The organism is Kluyvera sp. EC_51 (genome assembly GCF_019584505.1).
GTDB classification, from domain to species: Bacteria; Pseudomonadota; Gammaproteobacteria; order Enterobacterales; family Enterobacteriaceae; genus Kluyvera; species Kluyvera sichuanensis.
The window spans coordinates 34,136-51,645 of the sequence record NZ_VDAG01000013.1 but is presented as its reverse complement, the minus strand read 5'-3'; the positions used below and the strand labels follow the sequence as shown (position 1 = coordinate 51,645).

Below are 17,510 nucleotides of genomic sequence, written 5' to 3'. Positions count from 1 at the left end.
CACTCGTCGCCCGGTCGAGCAACGCGATGCCGGGGCGGTTCCGGCCTACTTAACCGGCGCGGCCTGATAACCGCCGCCCAGCGTTTTAATCAGCTGAATCCCCTGCACTACGCGCTGGGTGTCGAGCATCAGCAGCGACATCTCTTCCGCCAGCACCGGCAGGCGCGCTTCGGTGGCCTGCAGTCGGCTGCCGAGCCCACGGCTGAAGGCGGCTTCGGCGGCGCTTTGGCTGTAGCGGGTGGCATCGACGCGTTCGGCCTGCATTGTGCGCTCATCGTTCAGCGTTTGCAGACGCGTACCGCCGATCGCCACGTCGCGAACGGCGTTAAGGACCGACTGGTTGTAGCGCTCAATCAGCATATTGCTGCCCGCGCGCGCGTTTTTCAGGTTGGCGTTCAATCGCCCGCCGTCGAACAGCGGCAGACGCAGGCCGGGGATGACGTTAATCTGCCGGCTGGTGCTCTTGAACAGCTCGTCAATATGGATGGCGTCCAGCCCGAAGAAGACCTTGAGATCGAAGCTTGGGTAGAACAGCGCCCGCGCGGCCTCCACCTGATCGAGCGAGGCCTGCACGTACCAGCGCATGGCCTGCAAATCCGGGCGGCGCGCGAGCAGATCGTAAGAGAGCATCGGCGGGATACCCACCTGCACCTGCGGCAGCGCCGCTGGTTTTATCTCCGTCAACCCGTTCGCCTCTGAGCCCATCAGCGCCCGCAGCGATTCGCGAGTCTCTTTGATTTGCCCTTTGACGGCGGCTATCTGCTTATCCACTGCCAGCATCTGCGCGCGCGCGCCGTGATAAGGCACTTTCGCCTCCAGCCCCTGCGCGACCTTGCTCTGGTGCGCTCGCACCGCGTAGTCAATGACGTCGTGGGTTTGCTGCAGCAGGTCGAGCATCTGGTAGCTCGCCTGAATGCTGTAATAAAGCTGCGCCACGCCGGTCGACAGCGCCAGTTCTACCGCCGCCGTTTCGGCCAGCGCAGCGTTTTGCGCGCCAATGGCCGCCGAGACGGCAGAGCGGTGTACGCCCCATAGATCGAAATCCAACCCGGCCACCAGGCCGACGGTCGCTTCGGTGTAGTAAGGGCCGTCCATGCCCAAGCGCGGCGCGTCCAGGGCGTAGGGGCCGAGGAAGCCGTTGGCCGACGCGCGCTGACGGTTAACCATCCCCAGCGCCGCCATCTGTAGCCGCGACCCGGCCTCGAGTAAATCGGCCTGCGACTGCGCTTTCTCTTCGCGTAGCCGGGCTTCGGCCAGCGTGTGCGATCCGGTCAGCGTTTTTTCAATCAGCGCCGTGAGCTGTGGGTCATTAAACTGCCGCCACCACTGTGCCTGCGGCCAGCCCTGGCTGGCGAGATGGATATCGTCAGCCAGCGTTATCTGCCCCGGCTGCAGCTGTGAATGGGGGGCGGAATCGCTGCGGATCAGCGCGCAGCCGGAGAGCGTAGCGGTGCTGCTCAACAGGCTACACAGCAGGATGCGAAAAAGGGTTCGGGTCATGATGGGGTGGCTCCTTGCGCCTGTTCCCCGGCGCGTTCGGCCGGGGAGGTCCAATCGGGTAAACGGGCTATTTGCTGCGCGACGCGCTGTGCGGGTTCGCTCTGCTGCGGTGAGAGCGGGGGAGCGGAGGCGATACCCTGCGCCAGCGCGGCGGCATACTGCTCCAGCGCTTCGGCAAGCGCCGGTTCCGGTGCCTCAGCACCATCCCAGGCGTAGAGGATCTCGCGGCCCGAACGAATCACGCTCTGACAGTGAGCAAGATGGGTGGCTTGATGGGGTTCCAGCGCCACGCGCTCGCCCATCTCCTCACAGGCATTAAAGGCCGCGTGGCAGCCAATGCGCAGCTTGAGATAGTCACGCTGCGTTGCCGGGGATTGCTGCGGAAGGCGCAGCAGTTTGCCGAGCATGCCGAGGGCGCCGGCCAGCTTGTGCCGCAGAGGGACGGCTTCACTTTCCGGCCAGATAAAGGTGTAGATAACGGCGGAGACGGCGGTGCCAATCAGGATCCCGACGGCGCGATCGCGGATCTCCGCCAGATCGTAGGCCGGTCCATAAACGTTCTCGATCGTGGCGAGGGCGAAGGTGACGATCATCTGGGTGCCAATATAGGACGATCGTTCCGATCCGGTCGCTATCCAGGCGCCAAACAGGAAGATAGGCGCCAGTAGGGCGAGCAGTTCAACGATGTCGTCCAGCCACGGCATAATGGCGATCGTCACCAGCAGCGCCAGCAGTGCACCGGCCAGCGCGCCGCCGAAGCGCAGCGCCATTTTCTGGTAGGAAGAGCCGATGCTGGGGTTGGCGACAATAATGCAGGTCAGCATACAGGTGTGAATGCCTTCCCAGTCGACGCCGGAATAGAAGATAAAGCAGATCAGGCAGGCCAGCAGCGTTTTGAGGGCATAACGCAGGTAGGCCGGGTTGGTAAAGGCATCCGCGACGAATGACGGCGCTTTGACGGCGGGCGATGGCGGCGTGTTGGGGTCCATCAGGCCAAGCTGGCGCAGCTGCTCGCAGAGATTCTCCAGCCCGCAGGCCTTTGCCGCTGCGCGTTCCTCGGCGCTGAGCTGCCATGCGCTTTGCCACGGTTTACCTTCGGTGATTGACTGCCGCAGTGAGAGGATTTCCGCCCTCAGCCGTGCGACGAACGCCGGGGCTGGCGCGGCAGTGGCGGCATCGTAGCGGTTCAGCGTGCTGTACAGATAGCTCACGGTATTGACGCCGTTTTGCCACCAGGCGCAGTGTGTTTTCCAGCCAGCATCATCGGCCATACAGAAAACATTCAGCTTTTGCAGCGCCAGAATTTCCCGCTCGACGTCGGTTTCCGCCCGCGGTGCGCCTTCGCCTGCCAGCCGTTTGAGGGCGTCATCCAGCCGGGCGCAGAGCGCTTCGCGCATCTGGCTTCCGGCACGGCTGGGGAACCACAACACGCCCATCAGCACCATCAGTAGCGTAGGGTAAAGGCCCACCACAATGCACCATAGCGTCAAGCGCATCACCACTTCGGGATAGTCGAGCATGCCGGGAAAGCTCTGACCGTAAATGGCGACGATAGCCACCGCGAAGAAGACCAGCCCTAGCCGATGGGTGCGCATCATAAACATGCAGCCCAGCAGGATCAGGCTGGCGATGATAAGGCGGACCAGCGGGTAGCCGTAGGCCCATTTGTAGATCAGAAACAGGCTGCCAATCTCCAGCACCGTGGCGACGACAAACAGTATCGCCACGAATTTGGTGTAAAACGCGTTCGATTGAATGCCATAGAACAGCACCGCTAGCGAAACGGCGAGAAACGGGATTTCGAAGGTCATCGAGATAAGCACGACCAGCAGGCAGCCAATCCACAGCTGAAGCGTCTGCGACAACCGGCCGGGACGACGCTCGCTCAGCTCCTTATGGAAAAACGCCAGCAGCCTGACCAGCGGCAGCGGCAGGTAATGGAGCGCGTTCATTATTGTGACTCAAGGCTGGCAACCGCCGACGCGCCGATGCGGAACATGTCAGCGTCCGGGTTATCGACCATGATTTTCACCGGGAAGCGCTGGGCCACGCGCACCCAGTTGATGGAGCGGGAGACGCGCGGCAGGCCGCCGAGCACGATGCCGCCGTCGTCTGGCAGCACGCCGAAGCCAATGGAATCTACCTTGCCAGTAAACGTTTTGCCGCTGTCGCTCATCAGGCGCAGGGTGGCGGGGGAACCCGCGTGGATGTTGCTTAGCTCGGTTTCACGGAAGTTGGCAATCACGTACCAGTGGCGGGTGTCGATGAGGGTGAAAATAGGGCGCATGGCGGAGGCGAACTGCCCGATGGAGGTTTTCAGCGATACCACGCGGCCGTCGAACGGCGCGCGCACGGTGGCCATCTCGAGGTGCAGTTTAGTCAGCGCGATATCCGCTTCTACTGCCACACGCTGGGCGACCAGCGCATCCACGCCGCTGACGGCGCTGGCGGCCTGCTGCGCCTGCAGCAGCACGGCGTTGAGATCGGCTTCGCTGGCGCGCTGCGCGGTGCGCGCACGGTCAACGTCTTCCGCCGAGACAAAACCCTGCGATAGCAGCGGTTCGGTGCGGCGCAGCGTGTCGCTGGCGAGTTTAGCCGCTGCGCGCGCTTTGCCGACGGAAGCCTCAACGGAGCCCGCCGCAAATTTTTGCGCATCGACGCTGCGCTGGGTCAGCATGATCTGTTTATCCAGCGCCGCCAGTGAGGCTTCGGCCTTTGCCAGATTGGCCTCATAAGGGCGAGGGTCGATGCGGAAAAGCAGATCGCCCTGCTTGACCTGCTGGTTATCGTGCACCGCCAGCTCAATAATGCGCCCGCTCACTTCCGGGACCACGTCGATAGTGTCGGCAGCGGCATAGGCATCGTTAGTTGAAGGCGCGCTATCAATACGCCAGATAACCCAGATCAGGACAATTAATGCGAGCAGCGTCAGCGCCAGGGCCGGTATTTTGTTGCGAAGAGTTTTATTCTGCGAGCTTTCCATGAGCGCATCTCAATGTGAGTTAGAAAAAGACCAGCCAGACCAGCATGGAGTAAAGAGCAAAAAGGGCGGTATAAATCACGCTGGCCAATGCCAGTGAAGGGTATCGATTAAGGATTATTCGCCGTGAAATAAGCGTGAGGATAACGCCAATAATAAGACAGAACAGCCAGCCAGGGTAATAGGCGCCAATGACCGGGATGGCGGGGGATAACGAACACCCCGTCAGTCCTAGCGCGGGCATCAGCCAGGCCATTTTTTCTAGCGCTATCCTAATCCGGGATTTTATGATTTGCATAATAGAATACATCCTGTGTATTTCTAACAATATTTATGATGAATATAAAATAGCCATGGGAAGAGACAGTATGGCTATTTTTTCGCAGGAGAAAAATAGCTTTATTTTCCTATCGCATTCATAACTTATTTATATTTTATATTTCTTGTGGTTGTTATTATATTTATTATGAATTTGAATGCCGGCGGGCTTATTTTAGGCTTGTTTTGGTATCGTCTGCATCTCGCTGTTTGCTGGCTGAATTGAGATTCCTCCGCTACACCGATGGTGCACACTTGCATAACCTACCGCCAGCTCCCTGACGAGACTGGCCCTATGAAACGTTACCTCACCGCCGTATGCTTCTGCGTGCTGTCGCTGACCAGCCAGCTCGCGCATGCCGATATTATTGATGGCGCCATTGGCAATATTCAGCAGGCGATCAACGATGCCTACAACCCGGGCAGCAGCGATCGCTCCAGCCGCGATCGGGATGACGACGATCGATCCTATAACGATCGCCGCAGTACGCAGAGCAGCCAGCAATATAACGATCGTCGTCGGCAGCTTGATGACCGCCGACGCCAGCTTGACGATCGCCAGCGCCAGCTCGATCAGGAACGCCGTCAGCTGTCGGACGACGAGCAGCGCCTCGACGACGATTACGACCGTTAATCCAGGCGAATTTCCATACCGTCATAGCCTGCCTCAATGCCGGGCGGCAGCAGGTGGGTCATCATCCATTCATCAAACTGGTGGCTGATATGCGTCAGGATAACGCGCGGGCAGCGGATCTCGTCGTTAAGTACCTGAATCGTCGCCAGATCGCTATGGTTGCGCGGCGTCTGCTCCCGTGGAGCGTGGCTGCAATCAATCACCATCACCTGCGGGCGATTATTGCTTAAAAAGGTCAGCGTTTTCTCCGGCAGCCCGGCGGTATCCGAGAGCCAGGCAACGCGGCTATGCGGCGTTTCCAGCAGGTAGCCAAAGGTGAGCTTCGAGTGTTCGAGCGGTACGGGCGTGACCTGCAATCCCTGCAAATCAAAGACCACGAACGGTTCCACGGTGTGGCTGAAATCCAGCAGGCCGGGATGTTTGAACAGATCGTCACAGCCCTGTTCATCCGGCGGGCCGTAGACCGGAACGGTCTCGCCCACGCCCCAGCGCAGCGGAAACAGCCCCTGCACGTGATCCATATGGTAGTGGGTGAGCAAAAACTGCTGAAAAGATCCTGCGGGCCAGCGATCGGTAAGATCGTGCAGCCCGGCGTCGATCAGGGTCACGGCGTCGTTAAAGCGGACCACGCCGCTACAGGCTTTCCGCCGATACTGCGGGGCGCGACGCGCCCGCGTACAGGCCAGGCAGTCGCAGCCCCAGGCGGGCACGCCCTGCGCGCTGCCGGTACCGCTGAGGGTGAGGCTCAAACTCATACAGCATCCTCATAACGCTTTGGTAAAACGAACGTGGCTTGGGGCATAGCCTTCACGTTGATAAAAACGGTGGGCATCAAGACGTTTGACGCTGGTGGACAGCTCGGTCATCTCCGCGCCCGCGTCGCGTGCGGTCTCTTCCGCCCACGCCAGCAGCTGGCTGCCAATGCCGGTGCCGCGCACCTGTGGCATCACCACCAGCTCCTGAATTTCGCCTATCCAGTTGGCGTGATGCAGGTGGAACTGCAAATGCAAACTCACCATGCCCACCACCTCGTCGTCGAGCAGCGCCAGCTGATAGTGCAGATTTCTATCCTGAAGATTGGCGGCGAAGCCGGTGTAAAAGGCGTCTCTGTCGTATTCGGCCTGTTTCAGCTCGCACATGAGTGCGTAGACGTCCTCGATGTCCTCGAAGGTGGCATGGCGTAGTTCACAGACAAGCATAGCGTGGCTCCTTTCTCCCCATCAGCGTGAGGAGGGTCTCTACCGACTGTAGCAGACTGCCGTCATTGTTGAGCGTGTGGCACTCCGACGGCGTATAGCGCGCGGCGCGTTCCAGCCGGGCGGCAATCTCCACGCCGTTCTCCCGCCCGCGGGCGTGCAGCCGCTGGCGCAAGATCTCTGGTGAGACCTGCAGACAGACCGGCAGCAGCGCCTCTGTATAGCGGGCTTTCGCCTGGGTGAGATGCGCACGTGAGCCGTTCACCACCACATCAAACCCGGCGTGCAGCCAGAGGTCAATTTCCACGCCCACGCCGTAGTACAGGCCGTTGGCGTGCCAGCTTAGCGCCAGCAGATTGTGCCCTGCGCGGGTGAAAAACTCCTGTTCGCTCAGCGCGATATGGTTTTCACACCCGGCGCTGGCCGGGCGGGTGATATAGCGATGCGCCACTAACAACTGGGAAAGCTCCTGCTGGCGAAGCACTTCCAGCAGGCTGTCCTTCCCGGAGCCGGACGGCCCCATTAACCAGACCAGTTTTCCCTTCATCAGAACACCCTTTTTCCCTGACGCCAGACGTGGTCGATATGAATATGCTCGCCTTTGCGGTGCGCCAGCACCAGGTCGGCCCGTTTTCCTTCGGCAATCACTCCACGGTCGTGCAGATTCAGCGAGCGTGCCGGGTTGCGGGTCACCAGATGGATCGCCTGCGGCAGGGTGAAGGCGTTGTTATCGTCATCGGCGACGCGGAATGCCGCGTCCAGCAGGCTCGCCGGGTAATAGTCGGAGGAGAGAATATCCAGCAGCCCCAGCGCCGCCAGTTTGTGCGCTGCGACGTTGCCAGAGTGCGAGCCGCCGCGCACGATGTTCGGCGCGCCCATCAGCACGTTCATGCCGTGGCGACGCGAGGATTCCGCCGCTTCAAAGGTGGTGGGGAACTCGGCGATCACGCTGCCCAACTGGTGCGATTCAACCACGTGATCGTGGGTGGCATCGTCGTGGCTTGCCAGCGCGATATTGCGCTCGCGGCACATCCCGGCAATCGCCGTACGGTTCGGCTGCGACCAGCGGGCTGCCAGTGCCAGCTGCTCTTCCTCGTACTGACGCATCTGCGCATCGGTCAGCGAGTATTTGCCCTGGTAGTATTCGCGGTACTTCTCGCGGTTGGCGAACTGGCGCTGGCCCGGCGAATGGTCCATCAAGGAGACCAGCGATACCGGCTCGCGGCCTACCAACTTTTCAAACAGCGGCAGGGTGGTGTGATGCGGCAGCTCGCAGCGCAGATGCAGGCGGTGCTCGGCGCGGTTAACGCCGCGCTTTTGCGTCTCCTCGATGGCGTTGATCATCTTTTCGAGGTTTTCCAGACGGTCGCCGCCGTCGCGCACATCGCCAATGGCGACCGCATCCAGCACGGTGGTGATGCCGCTGGCGACCATCAGCGCGTCGTGGCTGCTCATCGCCGAATGGGCGGGCCAGTCAACCTTCGGGCGCGGGGTGAAGAATTTATCCAGATTATCGGTATGCAGTTCAATCAGCCCCGGCAGCAGCCAGCCGCCTTCGCCGTCAATCGCTTCGGGCAGGCGGCTCTGGCTTTCGGCAAAGGCGCGAATTTCGCCGTCCTGTACCTCAAGGGAACCGTGAACCACGTCGTTCTCAAGAACCAGCTTTACATTATTGATAATCATGCGGGTGTACCCATTGGGTGGAGGCGGTCGGCGACCTGGTTGCGGACGGCTTCGTCATGGAAAATACCGACGATAGCCGCGCCGCGGGCTTTGGCTTCGGTAATCAGGCTGACCACGGCAGCGCTGTTTTTGGCGTCCAGCGAGGCGGTGGGTTCGTCGAGCAGCAAAATTGGGTAGTCGACGATAAAGCCACGGGCGATGTTGACGCGCTGCTGTTCGCCGCCGGAAAAGGTCGACGGCGCGAGGTGCCACAGGCGCTCCGGCACGTTGAGGCGCGTCAGCAACTGGGCGGCTTTCGCGGCGCAGGCTTCACGGGGTACGCCGATGTTGAGCAGCGGCTGCATCACCACTTCCAGCGTGGAGATTCGTGGGATCACGCGCAGAAACTGGCTGACCCAGCCGACGGTGGTCTTACGCACTTCCACCACCTTGCGCGCGGGGGCGCTGACCAGATCGACCCATTCGTCGCCGTGTTTAATATGGATATGCCCTTCATCCGGCAGGTAGTTAGCATACAGCGAGCGCAGCAGGGTAGATTTACCGCTGCCGGAGTGGCCGTGCAGCACCACGCACTCCCCGGCGTTGACGGTGAGCGAGGCTTCGCGCAGCACCGGCAGCTGGACACCGTTTTGCTGGTGCAGAACAAAGGTTTTACTGACGTTTTCGACGCGGATCGCGTTCATTTTTTGCCTCTTTAACATTTGAGCCTCCCCGGTGTCGCGTTGCTCGGCCGGGCTACAAATTCGGAGTAGCCCGGCCAAGCGCAGCGCCGCCGGGAATGGCACCGAGGGTTAGTTCTGCAACACCGACGACACCAGCAGCTGGGTGTACGGATGGTGTGGATCGTCGAGCACCCGGTCGGTGAGCCCACTTTCCACCACCTGACCCCGCTTCATTACCAACAAACGGTCGGCGAGCAGGCGTGCAACGCCTAAATCATGGGTGACAATCACCACCGCCAGGTTCAGCTCCACCACCAGGCCGCGCAGCAGGTCGAGCAGACGCGCCTGCACCGACACGTCCAGCCCGCCGGTAGGCTCATCCATAAACACCAGCTTCGGGTGGGTGACGAGGTTGCGGGCAATCTGCAGGCGCTGCTGCATCCCGCCGGAGAAGGTGGTCGGCAGGTCATCAATGCGCGACGCTGGGATCTCCACTTCCTCCAGCCAGCGCTGGGCGGTGGCGCGGATATCGCCATAGTGGCGCGCGCCGGTAGCCATCAGCCGTTCGCCAATGTTGCCGCCCGCCGATACCTGACGACGCAGGCCGTCCATCGGATGCTGATGCACCACGCCCCACTCGGTGCGCAGCAGGCGGCGACGGTCGGCCTCAGTCATCGCGTACAGCGAACTGTCCTGATAGCGAATTTCCCCTTCCTGCGGCGTCAGACGCGCCGAAATGGATTTCAGCAGCGTGGTTTTACCGGAGCCGGATTCGCCGACGATGCCCAGCACTTCGCCCGGCCACAGGTCAAAGGAAACGTTGCTGAAGCCCTTGCCCGGCGCGTAGAGATGGGTCAGGCGGTCAACGGAGAGTAATGGTTGCGTCATGCGTTTTTCGCCTCGCTCTGTTGGCGGCAGAAATCGGTATCGGAGCAGACAAACATCCGTTTGCCGCTGTCATCGAGCACCACTTCATCGAGGTAGCTATGCTGCGACCCGCAGATGGCGCACGGCTCGTCCCAGCTCTGGATGGTGAATGGATGGTCGTCAAAATCGAGGCTCTCAACGCGGGTGAACGGCGGCACGGCGTAGATGCGTTTTTCGCGCCCGGCACCGAACAGCTGCAGCGCGGGCATCATGTCCATCTTCGGGTTATCGAATTTCGGGATCGGCGACGGGTCCATCACGTAGCGGCCGTTCACCTTCACCGGGTAGGCGTAGGTGGTGGCGATATGGCCGAAGCGGGCGATGTCTTCATACAGCTTCACCTGCATCACGCCGTACTCTTCCAGCGCGTGCATGGTGCGGGTCTCGGTTTCGCGCGGTTCGATAAAGCGCAGCGGCTCGGGGATCGGCACCTGGAAGATTAGGATCTGATCCTCAACCAGCGGCGTCTCCGGGATCCGGTGACGCGTCTGGATCAAGGTGGCGTCTTCGGTGCGTTCGGTGGTGTTCACCCCGGTAACGCGCTGGAAGAACTGGCGAATCGACACGGCGTTGGTGGTGTCGTCCGCGCCCTGGTCAATGACCTTGAGCACGTCCGCTTCGCCAATCACGCTGGCGGTCAGCTGAATTCCGCCGGTGCCCCAGCCGTACGGCATCGGCATTTCGCGGCCGCCGAACGGCACCTGATAGCCGGGGATCGCCACCGCTTTGAGGATGGCGCGGCGGATCATGCGCTTGGTCTGCTCATCGAGATAAGCGAAGTTGTAGCCGCTGAGATTAGCCATTTTTCTGCTCCCGTTGCAGGCGTTTCAACAGTTCCAGTTCGGCCTGGAAATCGACGTAGTGGGGGAGTTTCAGGTGCGAGACGAAACCGGCGGCTTCGACGTTATCGGCGTGGGCGAGGACAAACTCTTCATCCTGTGCCGGGCCGACGGCGTGCTCGTCATAGTCTGGCGCCTGCAATGCGCGGTCGACCAGCGCCATTGCCATCGCCTTGCGCTCGCTCATGCCGAACACCAGACCGTAGCCGCGGGTGAAGTGCGGCGGTTCGTCCGCCGGGTCAACGAAGCCGTTGACCATTTCGCATTCGGTCATCAGCAGTTCGCCGACGTTCACCGCAAAACCCAGCTCTTCGGGCACAATTTCCACATCAATATGGCCGCTGCGAATTTCCCCGGCGAACGGGTGGTTGCGCCCGTAGCCGCGCTGGGTGGAGTAGGCCAGCGCCAGCAGGTAGCCTTCGTCGCCGCGCATCAGCTGCTGTAAGCGCGAGGAGCGTGAGCAGGGGTAAACCGGCGGCGTGCGGGTGATGTCATCCGGCGTGGCGCCGTTATCCTCTTCCGCTTTTGCCAGCCCCTGGTTTGCCAGCAGGCTGAAGACGTGTGGCGCGGCAGACGGCTCACCGCCGTCGGTTTTCAGGGTTGGCGCTTCGCCGTTCGCCAGCAGCGTAAAGTCCAGCAGGCGATGGGTGTAGTCGTAGGTGGGGCCAAGCAGCTGGCCGCCGCGCACGTCTTTATAAACGGCGGAGATGCGGCGCTCCAGGCGCATACGGCTGGTCTCCAGCGGCTCGCTCACCGCCAGCTTGGCAAGCGTAGTGCGGTAGGCGCGCAGCAGAAAAATCGCTTCAACGTTATCGCCGCTCGCCTGCTTCAGCGCCAGCGCGGCCAGTTCGCGGTCGGCGATGCCGCCTTCGGTCATCACCCGGTCCACCGCCAGGTTAAGCTGCTGTTCAATCTGGGCGACGCTGAGCTCCGGCAGCGCGGTGTCGCCCCGACGTCGATGTTCCTGTAGCGCGTGGGCGGCGGCTATCGCCTTCTCGCCCCCTTTGACGGCAACGTACATATCAGCAAACCTCGACGTGAGTGGTGCGTGGAATGGCCAGCAGACGCTCGCCGCAGGTGAGGATTAAATCCACGCCGAGCGGGAACGGGTGCGGGCGTTCGGTCAGTTCATGCAGAATGCAGTTCGGCAGCTGCGGGGCGATCATCCGTTCTTCGGCGATGCCCGCACCGGTCAGGCGCAGCATGCGGCCGCCGCTGAGGCTTGAGACCTGCACAATCAGCGTGGCGCTGGTTTCCGGCGCGACGGCGCTGCCTTCGCACAGGGCGTTGAGCTGCTCGCTGCTGATGGTGTCGCTCGATACCGCGAAGGTTGCCTGCTGCGGCTGCTCAACCAGCGGCGCGTTGGTGTGAAAGCGCAGGCTCTGGCTGACGATATCGTTATGCAGTGCGTTGGATAGCCACACCGGCGTGTCGTTGTCGGCAAGGGTCAGCAGCACGCTGGTGGTGGCGACGTTCAGCGGCTGCCAGCCGTGCTTGAGCTGGTGCAGCGCGACGATCACGCCCGGCTCGCTCATGGCTTTTAACAGGCGACGAAAGCTGTGCTGGGCATCCTGCACGGGAAGGGTAAAAGCGGTTTCCAGGGTCATGCGTTATCTCCGCGAACCAGAGTAAAGAAGTCGACCCGGCTGGCATTGATTTCAGCCTGACGTGCGGCAATGCGCGCGGTACGGTCGGCTTCCAGCGGGGTAATCAGGGTTTCTAATAAGGTTTGAAAATGGGTTGGCTGTTGCATCAGCGCATCAATCACCGCGCAGCGCTCGGCGTGCGGTTTGTCGCGCCCCAGCACCCAGCTGTAGCCTACGGTACCGTTGCTCAAACGCACGGCGGCGCGAGTTAAGGTGGCATCGCCAGCAAAAAAACGTTCTCCGGTGCCGCCCATACGACCCTGGAGCTGGACCAGACCGGTTTCCGGGGCGCGGAGCGTCTCGTAATCAGCGCTGATATTTAGGGCGACCATTTTTGCCGCGAGGCTTGCCGGGTCGCTGTGGGACAGCACCGACATCCAGTGCTGGCGGGTTGCAGTATCGAGGTGCATTCAGTGCTCCATAATAAATTCGATCATGTCGGCGCGGGTCAGGCTGACGGAGTACTCCATCGCCTGGTCATCACCTTCACGATGGTTCAGGGTGCGCACGCACAGCAGGGGGGCCATGTTGGGAATTTCTAAGCGCTGGCTCTCTTTGGCCTGCGCCCGGCGTGCGCTGATACGGGTCTGGCTGCGTTTGAGCGCAATGCCGGTTTGCTCACGCAGGAAGTCATGCAGCGAACCGCTGCTGAAGTTTTGCAGCGTGGGCCAGAGCGTGAGGTCAGCGAAGTAGTGGTCGATAAGGCACAGCGCTACGCCGTTGACCCGGCGCAGAGTGCGCAGGTGGATCACGTTGTCGCCTTCGGTAATGCCCAGCGCTTCGGCTATATGGCTGGAGGCCGGGCGCAGCACCGACAGCAGCTTTTCGCTGGTGGGGTGGCTGCCCTGGTCGAGCAGATTCTGGCTAAAGCGCGCCTGGGCATTCAGCGGGTAGTCGAACGGGCGCATCAGCACCAGCACGCCAACTCCCTGACGGCGCTGAACCCAGCCTTTCTCTACCAGTTGGTCGATGGCGCGACGCAGGGTGTGACGGTTCACTTCAAAGCGCGCCGCCAACTGATGCTCGGCGGGCAGGTAGTCGCCACAGCGGTAGTTCTGGCGCAACTCCTGTTCCAGACGAGCCGCAATCTCTTGATAACGCGTCGGATAACTGGTCGGATGTGTAGACAAGTGCATAGCCAACAAGACCTCGCTAATCAGATGAAGTGCTTACGCAAACGCTGAGAGAGGAAATCCAGCAGGCTGACGGTGACGATGATGAGGACCATCAGCGCACAGGTTTGCTGGAACTGGAAACCGCGAATCGCCTCCCACAGCGTCACGCCGATGCCGCCTGCGCCCACCATCCCGACCACCGTAGCGGAGCGGACGTTGGACTCGAAACGGTAGAGCGAGTAGGAGATTAAGAGCGGCATGACCTGCGGCAGTACGCCGTAGAGGATCTCTTCAATTTTGTTCGCCCCGGTGGCGCGGATACCTTCAACCGGGCCGGGTTCAATGGCTTCCACCGCTTCGGAAAGCAGCTTGGAGAGGACGCCAGTGGTGTGGATAAACAGCGCCAGTACCCCGGCAAACGGGCCTAAGCCGACGGCAACCACGAACAGCATGGCGAAGACCATTTCGTTGATGGCGCGACAGGCGTCCATCAGGCGGCGCATTGGTTGGTAAACCCACCACGGCACCAGGTTTTCGGCGCTCATCAGGCCACAGGGAATGGAGAGCACGACCGCCAGCGCGGTACCCCAGACGGCGATTTGCAGGGTCACGGCCATCTCGCTGAGATAGTCCTGCCACTGGCTAAAATCCGGCGGGAAGAAGTCGGCGGCGAAGGTCGCCATGTTGCCCGCGTCTTTGAACAGCGTGACCGGGTTCATTTCCGCCCCTTTCCAGGAGACGACAAGCACTGCCAGCAGGATGGCCCAGCTGATCAGCGAGAACCAGCTGCGCTTGGGCGGGGGAACGGTGATGGTGTGTTGCATGGTTGAGCTCCGGGTTTCCTGAGTTCCCTCTCCCCTATGGGGAGAGGGTTAGGGTGAGGGGGTCAGCTCAGTGCCGATTTCCCCTCACCCCGGCCCTCTCCCTGAGGGAGAGGGGGAAAGGGTTACTGCACCGCTTTGGTCACCGACGTCATCGCGCCAATCGCCGCCGTGGTACGGTCAAGGTCACTTAGACGCGCCTGAATCTCCGCGGTCTTGGTGGCCTTTTCCGCGTCGTTCAGCGTGCCGTTGCCCTTCACGGTCTGCATCTCTTTAAACAGCGTCAGCTGGCGAATCGGCAGCAGCTGCAGGTCGCTGGAGGCGCGGAACGGCGCCCAGCCCAGACGTTCCAGTACCGCTTTCTGTTCCGGCGTTTTGCCGTAGTTCATAAAGAAGCTGTACACCTTGTCCTTGGTGGATTCAGACAGGTTTTTACGCCACACAATCGGGTCGCCTGGGATCAGCGGTGACTTCTAGATAACCTTCAGCGCTTTCAGCTTGTCCGGCGCGGAGACCTTCAGCTTGTCGAGGTTTTCGGTGTTGTTGGTGGCGACATCCACCTGCTTGTTGGCGACGGCCAGGGCGTTGGTTTCATGGCTGGCGTTAACCGTGCGCTTGAAGTCGCTGGCGGAAGCGTTGTTCTTGGCGAAGACGTAGTAGCCAGGGACCAGGAAACCGGAGGTGGAGTTCGGGTCACCGTTGCCGAAGGTCAGCTCTTTACGTTTGGCGAGCAGGTCGTTGAGGTTGTTGATTGGGCTGTCTTTGTTGACGATCAGCACGCTCCAGTAGCCTGGGGAGCCGTCGGCGGCCACGGTCTGGGCGAATACCTGACCGTTGGCGCGGTCCACCGCTTCCATGGCGGAGAGGTTGCCGTACCAGGCGATATCGACCTTGTTAAAGCGCATCCCCTGGATGATCCCCGCGTAGTCCGGTGCGAAGAAGGCGTTGACCTTCACGCCCAGCGACTTTTCCATGTCCTTCAGGAACGGTTCCCATTGCGGCTTTAAGTTCTGCTGTGATTCCGTCGAAATAATGCCGAAGTTCAGTGCCTTTTCCTGCTCTTCCGCGTGGGCTGGGGTTAACAGGGTGCTGAGGCTAAACATGCTGGTAAAGGCCAGCGCGGCAACGGCTTTATAACTCATTTCCATTCCTCATTGTGGGGACGTTAAGCAGCCTGCGCGTTCTCTTCGACGCGATTAATGCTGCGGTAGAGATGGTCAAATCGTTCGTTATCAAACTGCTGGCTGCTGCCGTCATAGAACACGTGCCCTTGACGCAGCGCGATGATGCGTTCGCAGTAGCGCAGCGCATAATCGACCTGGTGCAGCGTCACCACGACGGTGATGCCGTCGGTCTGGTTAATGTCGCGCAGCGTGTCCATCACGATGCGCGCGGATTCCGGGTCCAGCGAGGCGATAGGCTCATCGGCGAGAATCACCTTTGCCTGCTGCATCAGCGCACGGGCAATCGCCACGCGCTGCTGCTGGCCGCCGGAGAGGGTCGAAACGCGCTGGTGGGCCATGTGCGCCATGCCTACGCGGGTTAACGCCTGCAGGGCGCGTTGCTTTTGATCGCGGGTAAACCAGCTAAAGCAGGTACGCCAGAACGGCGTGCTGCCGAGCGCGCCAATCAGCACGTTCTCCATCACGCTCAGACGGTTAACGAGGTTGAACTGCTGGAAGATGTAGCCGGTGTGGGCGCGGCTTTTGCGGATATCACGGGCCAGACGGCCCGACTGCTGCACGGTGTTACTCAGCAGTTCGATGCGGCTGCCCGGCGTTTTATCGCCGACGATAAGGCCGCTCAGATGACGTAAAAGGGTGGATTTGCCAGAACCAGATGGGCCAAGCAAAGCCACCATCTCACCAGCGTGGACGTTCAAATCAATGGCGTGGAGCACCTGTTGCTGATTGAACGTTTTGTTGAGCTTTTCAACGCGAATAATCGTTTGCATGCTGAGACCCTCATTTAAGGTGGCCTCATCGTGGCGAATTAATGTGACATTTGGGTTAAGAGATAGTTACTTGAAGATGAATAATTGACCGGGATTTGATGACAGCGCGGGAGGCCGTGGCCTCCCGCGTGGTTAGAGCGTGGGCGCTTGTTGTTTGACCACGTTAATCATCCACGGCACGCCGTAGCGGTCGATGACGCGGCCGAAGCCGTGCGCCCAGAAGGTCTCCTGCCAGGCCATTTCAACCTTGCCGTTGGCGGCGAGATTGTCGAACCAGCGTTTACCCTCTTTTACGTCCTGGGTGTCGAGCACCAGCGTAAAACCAGCGTAGTTAACGGCATCCGGCGAGGTGCCGTCGCTCATCATGATATCGCTGCCCGCGATGTGGACGTTGGCGTGGGCGATGGCGCTATCGGGAAACTTCAGGCCGGACGGGCAGCCGCCTTCTTCATCCATGGCGGAGGGCGGCATTTCGCCGAAGGTGATTTTGTAGCGCAGTTCCGCACCCAGCGCCTGCTGATAATAGGCAATGGCATCGGCGCAGTTTCCGGAAAAGGCGAGATAGGGGCTTAACGGCATGATCGTTACCTCAGGTAAGAAGTGCTCATTAAGTGTAGTGCGTGTCGGTTCTGGGGGCGAAGCGGGGCGGGGGGCGTATTGCCGGATAAGCGAGGCGCCATCCGGCAAGACTACGTGTTAAATCAGTTCTTTTTCACAAACTCAGATTTCAGCTTCATCTGGCCGAAACCGTCGATTTTGCAATCGATGTTGTGGTCGCCTTCCACCAGGCGGATGTTCTTCACTTTGGTGCCGATTTTCAGCATTGAAGAGCTGCCTTTGACCTTCAGGTCTTTAACCACGGTCACGCTGTCGCCGTCGACCAGCAGGTTGCCGTTGGCATCTTTGACGATCAGTTCGTCGCTGTCGTGTGCCGGTTCAGCATCGTTCCACTCATGCGCGCACTCCGGGCAGATGAACATGCCGTTGTCTTCGTAGGTGTATTCGGAGTTGCATTGTGGGCAGTGGGGTAATGACATGGATATATCCTCAAAAGTGCAGTGCGAAAGGCAAAGGCCTGTAAAACGGCAAATCGCCGAAAATAGCCCTGATTATACAATAAAACCCTGCATTTGTCGGTGTTATCCAGGAATTGGTTGACGAATGGTTAGAAAACGAGGGGTGGGTTTCCCCCTCTCCCTTGTAGGGAGAGGGCCGGGGTGAGGGTACAGCGGGCG

Annotated in this window: 20 protein-coding genes and 1 pseudogene; 1 reads left to right on the top strand and 20 read right to left on the bottom strand. The window is 60.5% G+C overall.

What is annotated here, in order from left to right; translation table 11 throughout:
• Positions 1 to 45 precede the first annotated feature (45 nt).
• Genes FHC49_RS04820 through FHC49_RS04805 form a run of 4 tightly spaced genes read right to left on the bottom strand, consistent with a single transcriptional unit; the run spans position 46 to position 4,778 of the window.
• Complete coding sequence (locus tag FHC49_RS04820) at positions 46 to 1,500, bottom strand: MdtP family multidrug efflux transporter outer membrane subunit (protein ID WP_255581133.1); 1,455 nt, start codon at positions 1,498 to 1,500, stop codon at positions 46 to 48.
• The gene (mdtO, locus tag FHC49_RS04815; RefSeq protein ID WP_220438980.1) at positions 1,497 to 3,452 is read right to left on the bottom strand and encodes a multidrug efflux transporter permease subunit MdtO; all 1,956 of its coding nucleotides are present in this window, start codon (positions 3,450 to 3,452) and stop codon (positions 1,497 to 1,499) included. The genes FHC49_RS04820 and mdtO overlap by 4 nt, the downstream gene beginning before the upstream one ends.
• Entirely contained in the window at positions 3,452 to 4,483 is a 1,032-nt protein-coding gene (gene mdtN, locus FHC49_RS04810) for a multidrug transporter subunit MdtN (RefSeq protein WP_185668479.1), read from the bottom strand. The genes mdtO and mdtN overlap by 1 nt, the downstream gene beginning before the upstream one ends.
• A gap of 19 nt (positions 4,484 to 4,502) precedes the next feature.
• Positions 4,503 to 4,778 (bottom strand): YtcA family lipoprotein, encoded by a 276-nt coding sequence (locus FHC49_RS04805; RefSeq protein WP_185668480.1) that lies wholly within the window; start codon positions 4,776 to 4,778, stop codon positions 4,503 to 4,505.
• A 315-nt stretch (positions 4,779 to 5,093) separates the two neighbouring features.
• Here FHC49_RS04805 and yjdP point away from each other — a divergent pair, with 315 nt between their 5' ends.
• Positions 5,094 to 5,432 (top strand): DDRRRQL repeat protein YjdP, encoded by a 339-nt coding sequence (yjdP, locus tag FHC49_RS04800; protein ID WP_220438978.1) that lies wholly within the window; start codon positions 5,094 to 5,096, stop codon positions 5,430 to 5,432.
• Here the strand turns inward: yjdP and phnP are convergent.
• The 16 genes and pseudogenes from phnP to FHC49_RS04720 form a co-directional block, all read right to left on the bottom strand.
• A complete protein-coding gene (phnP, locus tag FHC49_RS04795; RefSeq protein WP_220438976.1) occupies positions 5,429 to 6,187 on the bottom strand; it encodes a phosphonate metabolism protein PhnP in 759 nt (252 codons plus the stop codon). The genes yjdP and phnP overlap by 4 nt on opposite strands.
• Before the next feature lie 9 nt (positions 6,188 to 6,196).
• The gene (gene phnO / locus FHC49_RS04790) at positions 6,197 to 6,631 is read right to left on the bottom strand and encodes an aminoalkylphosphonate N-acetyltransferase (protein ID WP_185668483.1); all 435 of its coding nucleotides are present in this window, start codon (positions 6,629 to 6,631) and stop codon (positions 6,197 to 6,199) included.
• Positions 6,618 to 7,175, bottom strand: coding sequence for a ribose 1,5-bisphosphokinase (gene phnN, locus FHC49_RS04785; protein ID WP_220438974.1), 558 nt, complete (start codon positions 7,173 to 7,175; stop codon positions 6,618 to 6,620). The genes phnO and phnN overlap by 14 nt, the downstream gene beginning before the upstream one ends.
• Entirely contained in the window at positions 7,175 to 8,311 is a 1,137-nt protein-coding gene (gene phnM / locus FHC49_RS04780) for an alpha-D-ribose 1-methylphosphonate 5-triphosphate diphosphatase (protein WP_220438972.1), read from the bottom strand. Before phnM ends, phnN begins: the two co-directional genes overlap by 1 nt.
• The gene (gene phnL, locus FHC49_RS04775) at positions 8,308 to 8,994 is read right to left on the bottom strand and encodes a phosphonate C-P lyase system protein PhnL (protein WP_220439002.1); all 687 of its coding nucleotides are present in this window, start codon (positions 8,992 to 8,994) and stop codon (positions 8,308 to 8,310) included. Before phnL ends, phnM begins: the two co-directional genes overlap by 4 nt.
• 108 nt (positions 8,995 to 9,102) lie before the next feature.
• Positions 9,103 to 9,861, bottom strand: a complete 759-nt coding sequence (phnK, locus tag FHC49_RS04770) for a phosphonate C-P lyase system protein PhnK (RefSeq protein ID WP_220438970.1) — start codon at positions 9,859 to 9,861, stop codon at positions 9,103 to 9,105.
• Positions 9,858 to 10,703 (bottom strand): alpha-D-ribose 1-methylphosphonate 5-phosphate C-P-lyase PhnJ, encoded by an 846-nt coding sequence (gene phnJ, locus FHC49_RS04765; RefSeq protein WP_220438968.1) that lies wholly within the window; start codon positions 10,701 to 10,703, stop codon positions 9,858 to 9,860. The genes phnK and phnJ overlap by 4 nt, the downstream gene beginning before the upstream one ends.
• Entirely contained in the window at positions 10,696 to 11,760 is a 1,065-nt protein-coding gene (locus FHC49_RS04760) for a carbon-phosphorus lyase complex subunit PhnI (protein WP_220438966.1), read from the bottom strand. Before FHC49_RS04760 ends, phnJ begins: the two co-directional genes overlap by 8 nt.
• 1 nt (position 11,761) lies before the next feature.
• Positions 11,762 to 12,346, bottom strand: a complete 585-nt coding sequence (gene phnH / locus FHC49_RS04755; protein WP_065356600.1) for a phosphonate C-P lyase system protein PhnH — start codon at positions 12,344 to 12,346, stop codon at positions 11,762 to 11,764.
• Entirely contained in the window at positions 12,343 to 12,795 is a 453-nt protein-coding gene (gene phnG / locus FHC49_RS04750; protein ID WP_220438964.1) for a phosphonate C-P lyase system protein PhnG, read from the bottom strand. Before phnG ends, phnH begins: the two co-directional genes overlap by 4 nt.
• Positions 12,796 to 13,521 carry a phosphonate metabolism transcriptional regulator PhnF gene (gene phnF / locus FHC49_RS04745; RefSeq protein WP_185668491.1) on the bottom strand — a complete coding sequence of 242 codons (726 nt, stop codon included), beginning with the start codon at positions 13,519 to 13,521 and terminating at the stop codon, positions 12,796 to 12,798.
• Positions 13,522 to 13,541: 20 nt separating this feature from the next.
• Positions 13,542 to 14,324 (bottom strand): phosphonate ABC transporter, permease protein PhnE, encoded by a 783-nt coding sequence (gene phnE / locus FHC49_RS04740; RefSeq protein ID WP_185668492.1) that lies wholly within the window; start codon positions 14,322 to 14,324, stop codon positions 13,542 to 13,544.
• A 122-nt stretch (positions 14,325 to 14,446) separates the two neighbouring features.
• Positions 14,447 to 15,463, bottom strand: a pseudogene (phnD, locus tag FHC49_RS04735) (phosphonate ABC transporter substrate-binding protein).
• A 23-nt stretch (positions 15,464 to 15,486) separates the two neighbouring features.
• Positions 15,487 to 16,275 carry a phosphonate ABC transporter ATP-binding protein gene (phnC, locus tag FHC49_RS04730; RefSeq protein ID WP_220438962.1) on the bottom strand — a complete coding sequence of 263 codons (789 nt, stop codon included), beginning with the start codon at positions 16,273 to 16,275 and terminating at the stop codon, positions 15,487 to 15,489.
• A gap of 132 nt (positions 16,276 to 16,407) precedes the next feature.
• Complete coding sequence (yjdN, locus tag FHC49_RS04725; RefSeq protein WP_185668495.1) at positions 16,408 to 16,854, bottom strand: VOC family metalloprotein YjdN; 447 nt, start codon at positions 16,852 to 16,854, stop codon at positions 16,408 to 16,410.
• A 122-nt stretch (positions 16,855 to 16,976) separates the two neighbouring features.
• Positions 16,977 to 17,312 carry a zinc ribbon domain-containing protein YjdM gene (locus tag FHC49_RS04720; protein WP_035891906.1) on the bottom strand — a complete coding sequence of 112 codons (336 nt, stop codon included), beginning with the start codon at positions 17,310 to 17,312 and terminating at the stop codon, positions 16,977 to 16,979.
• Positions 17,313 to 17,510: the final 198 nt, after the last annotated feature.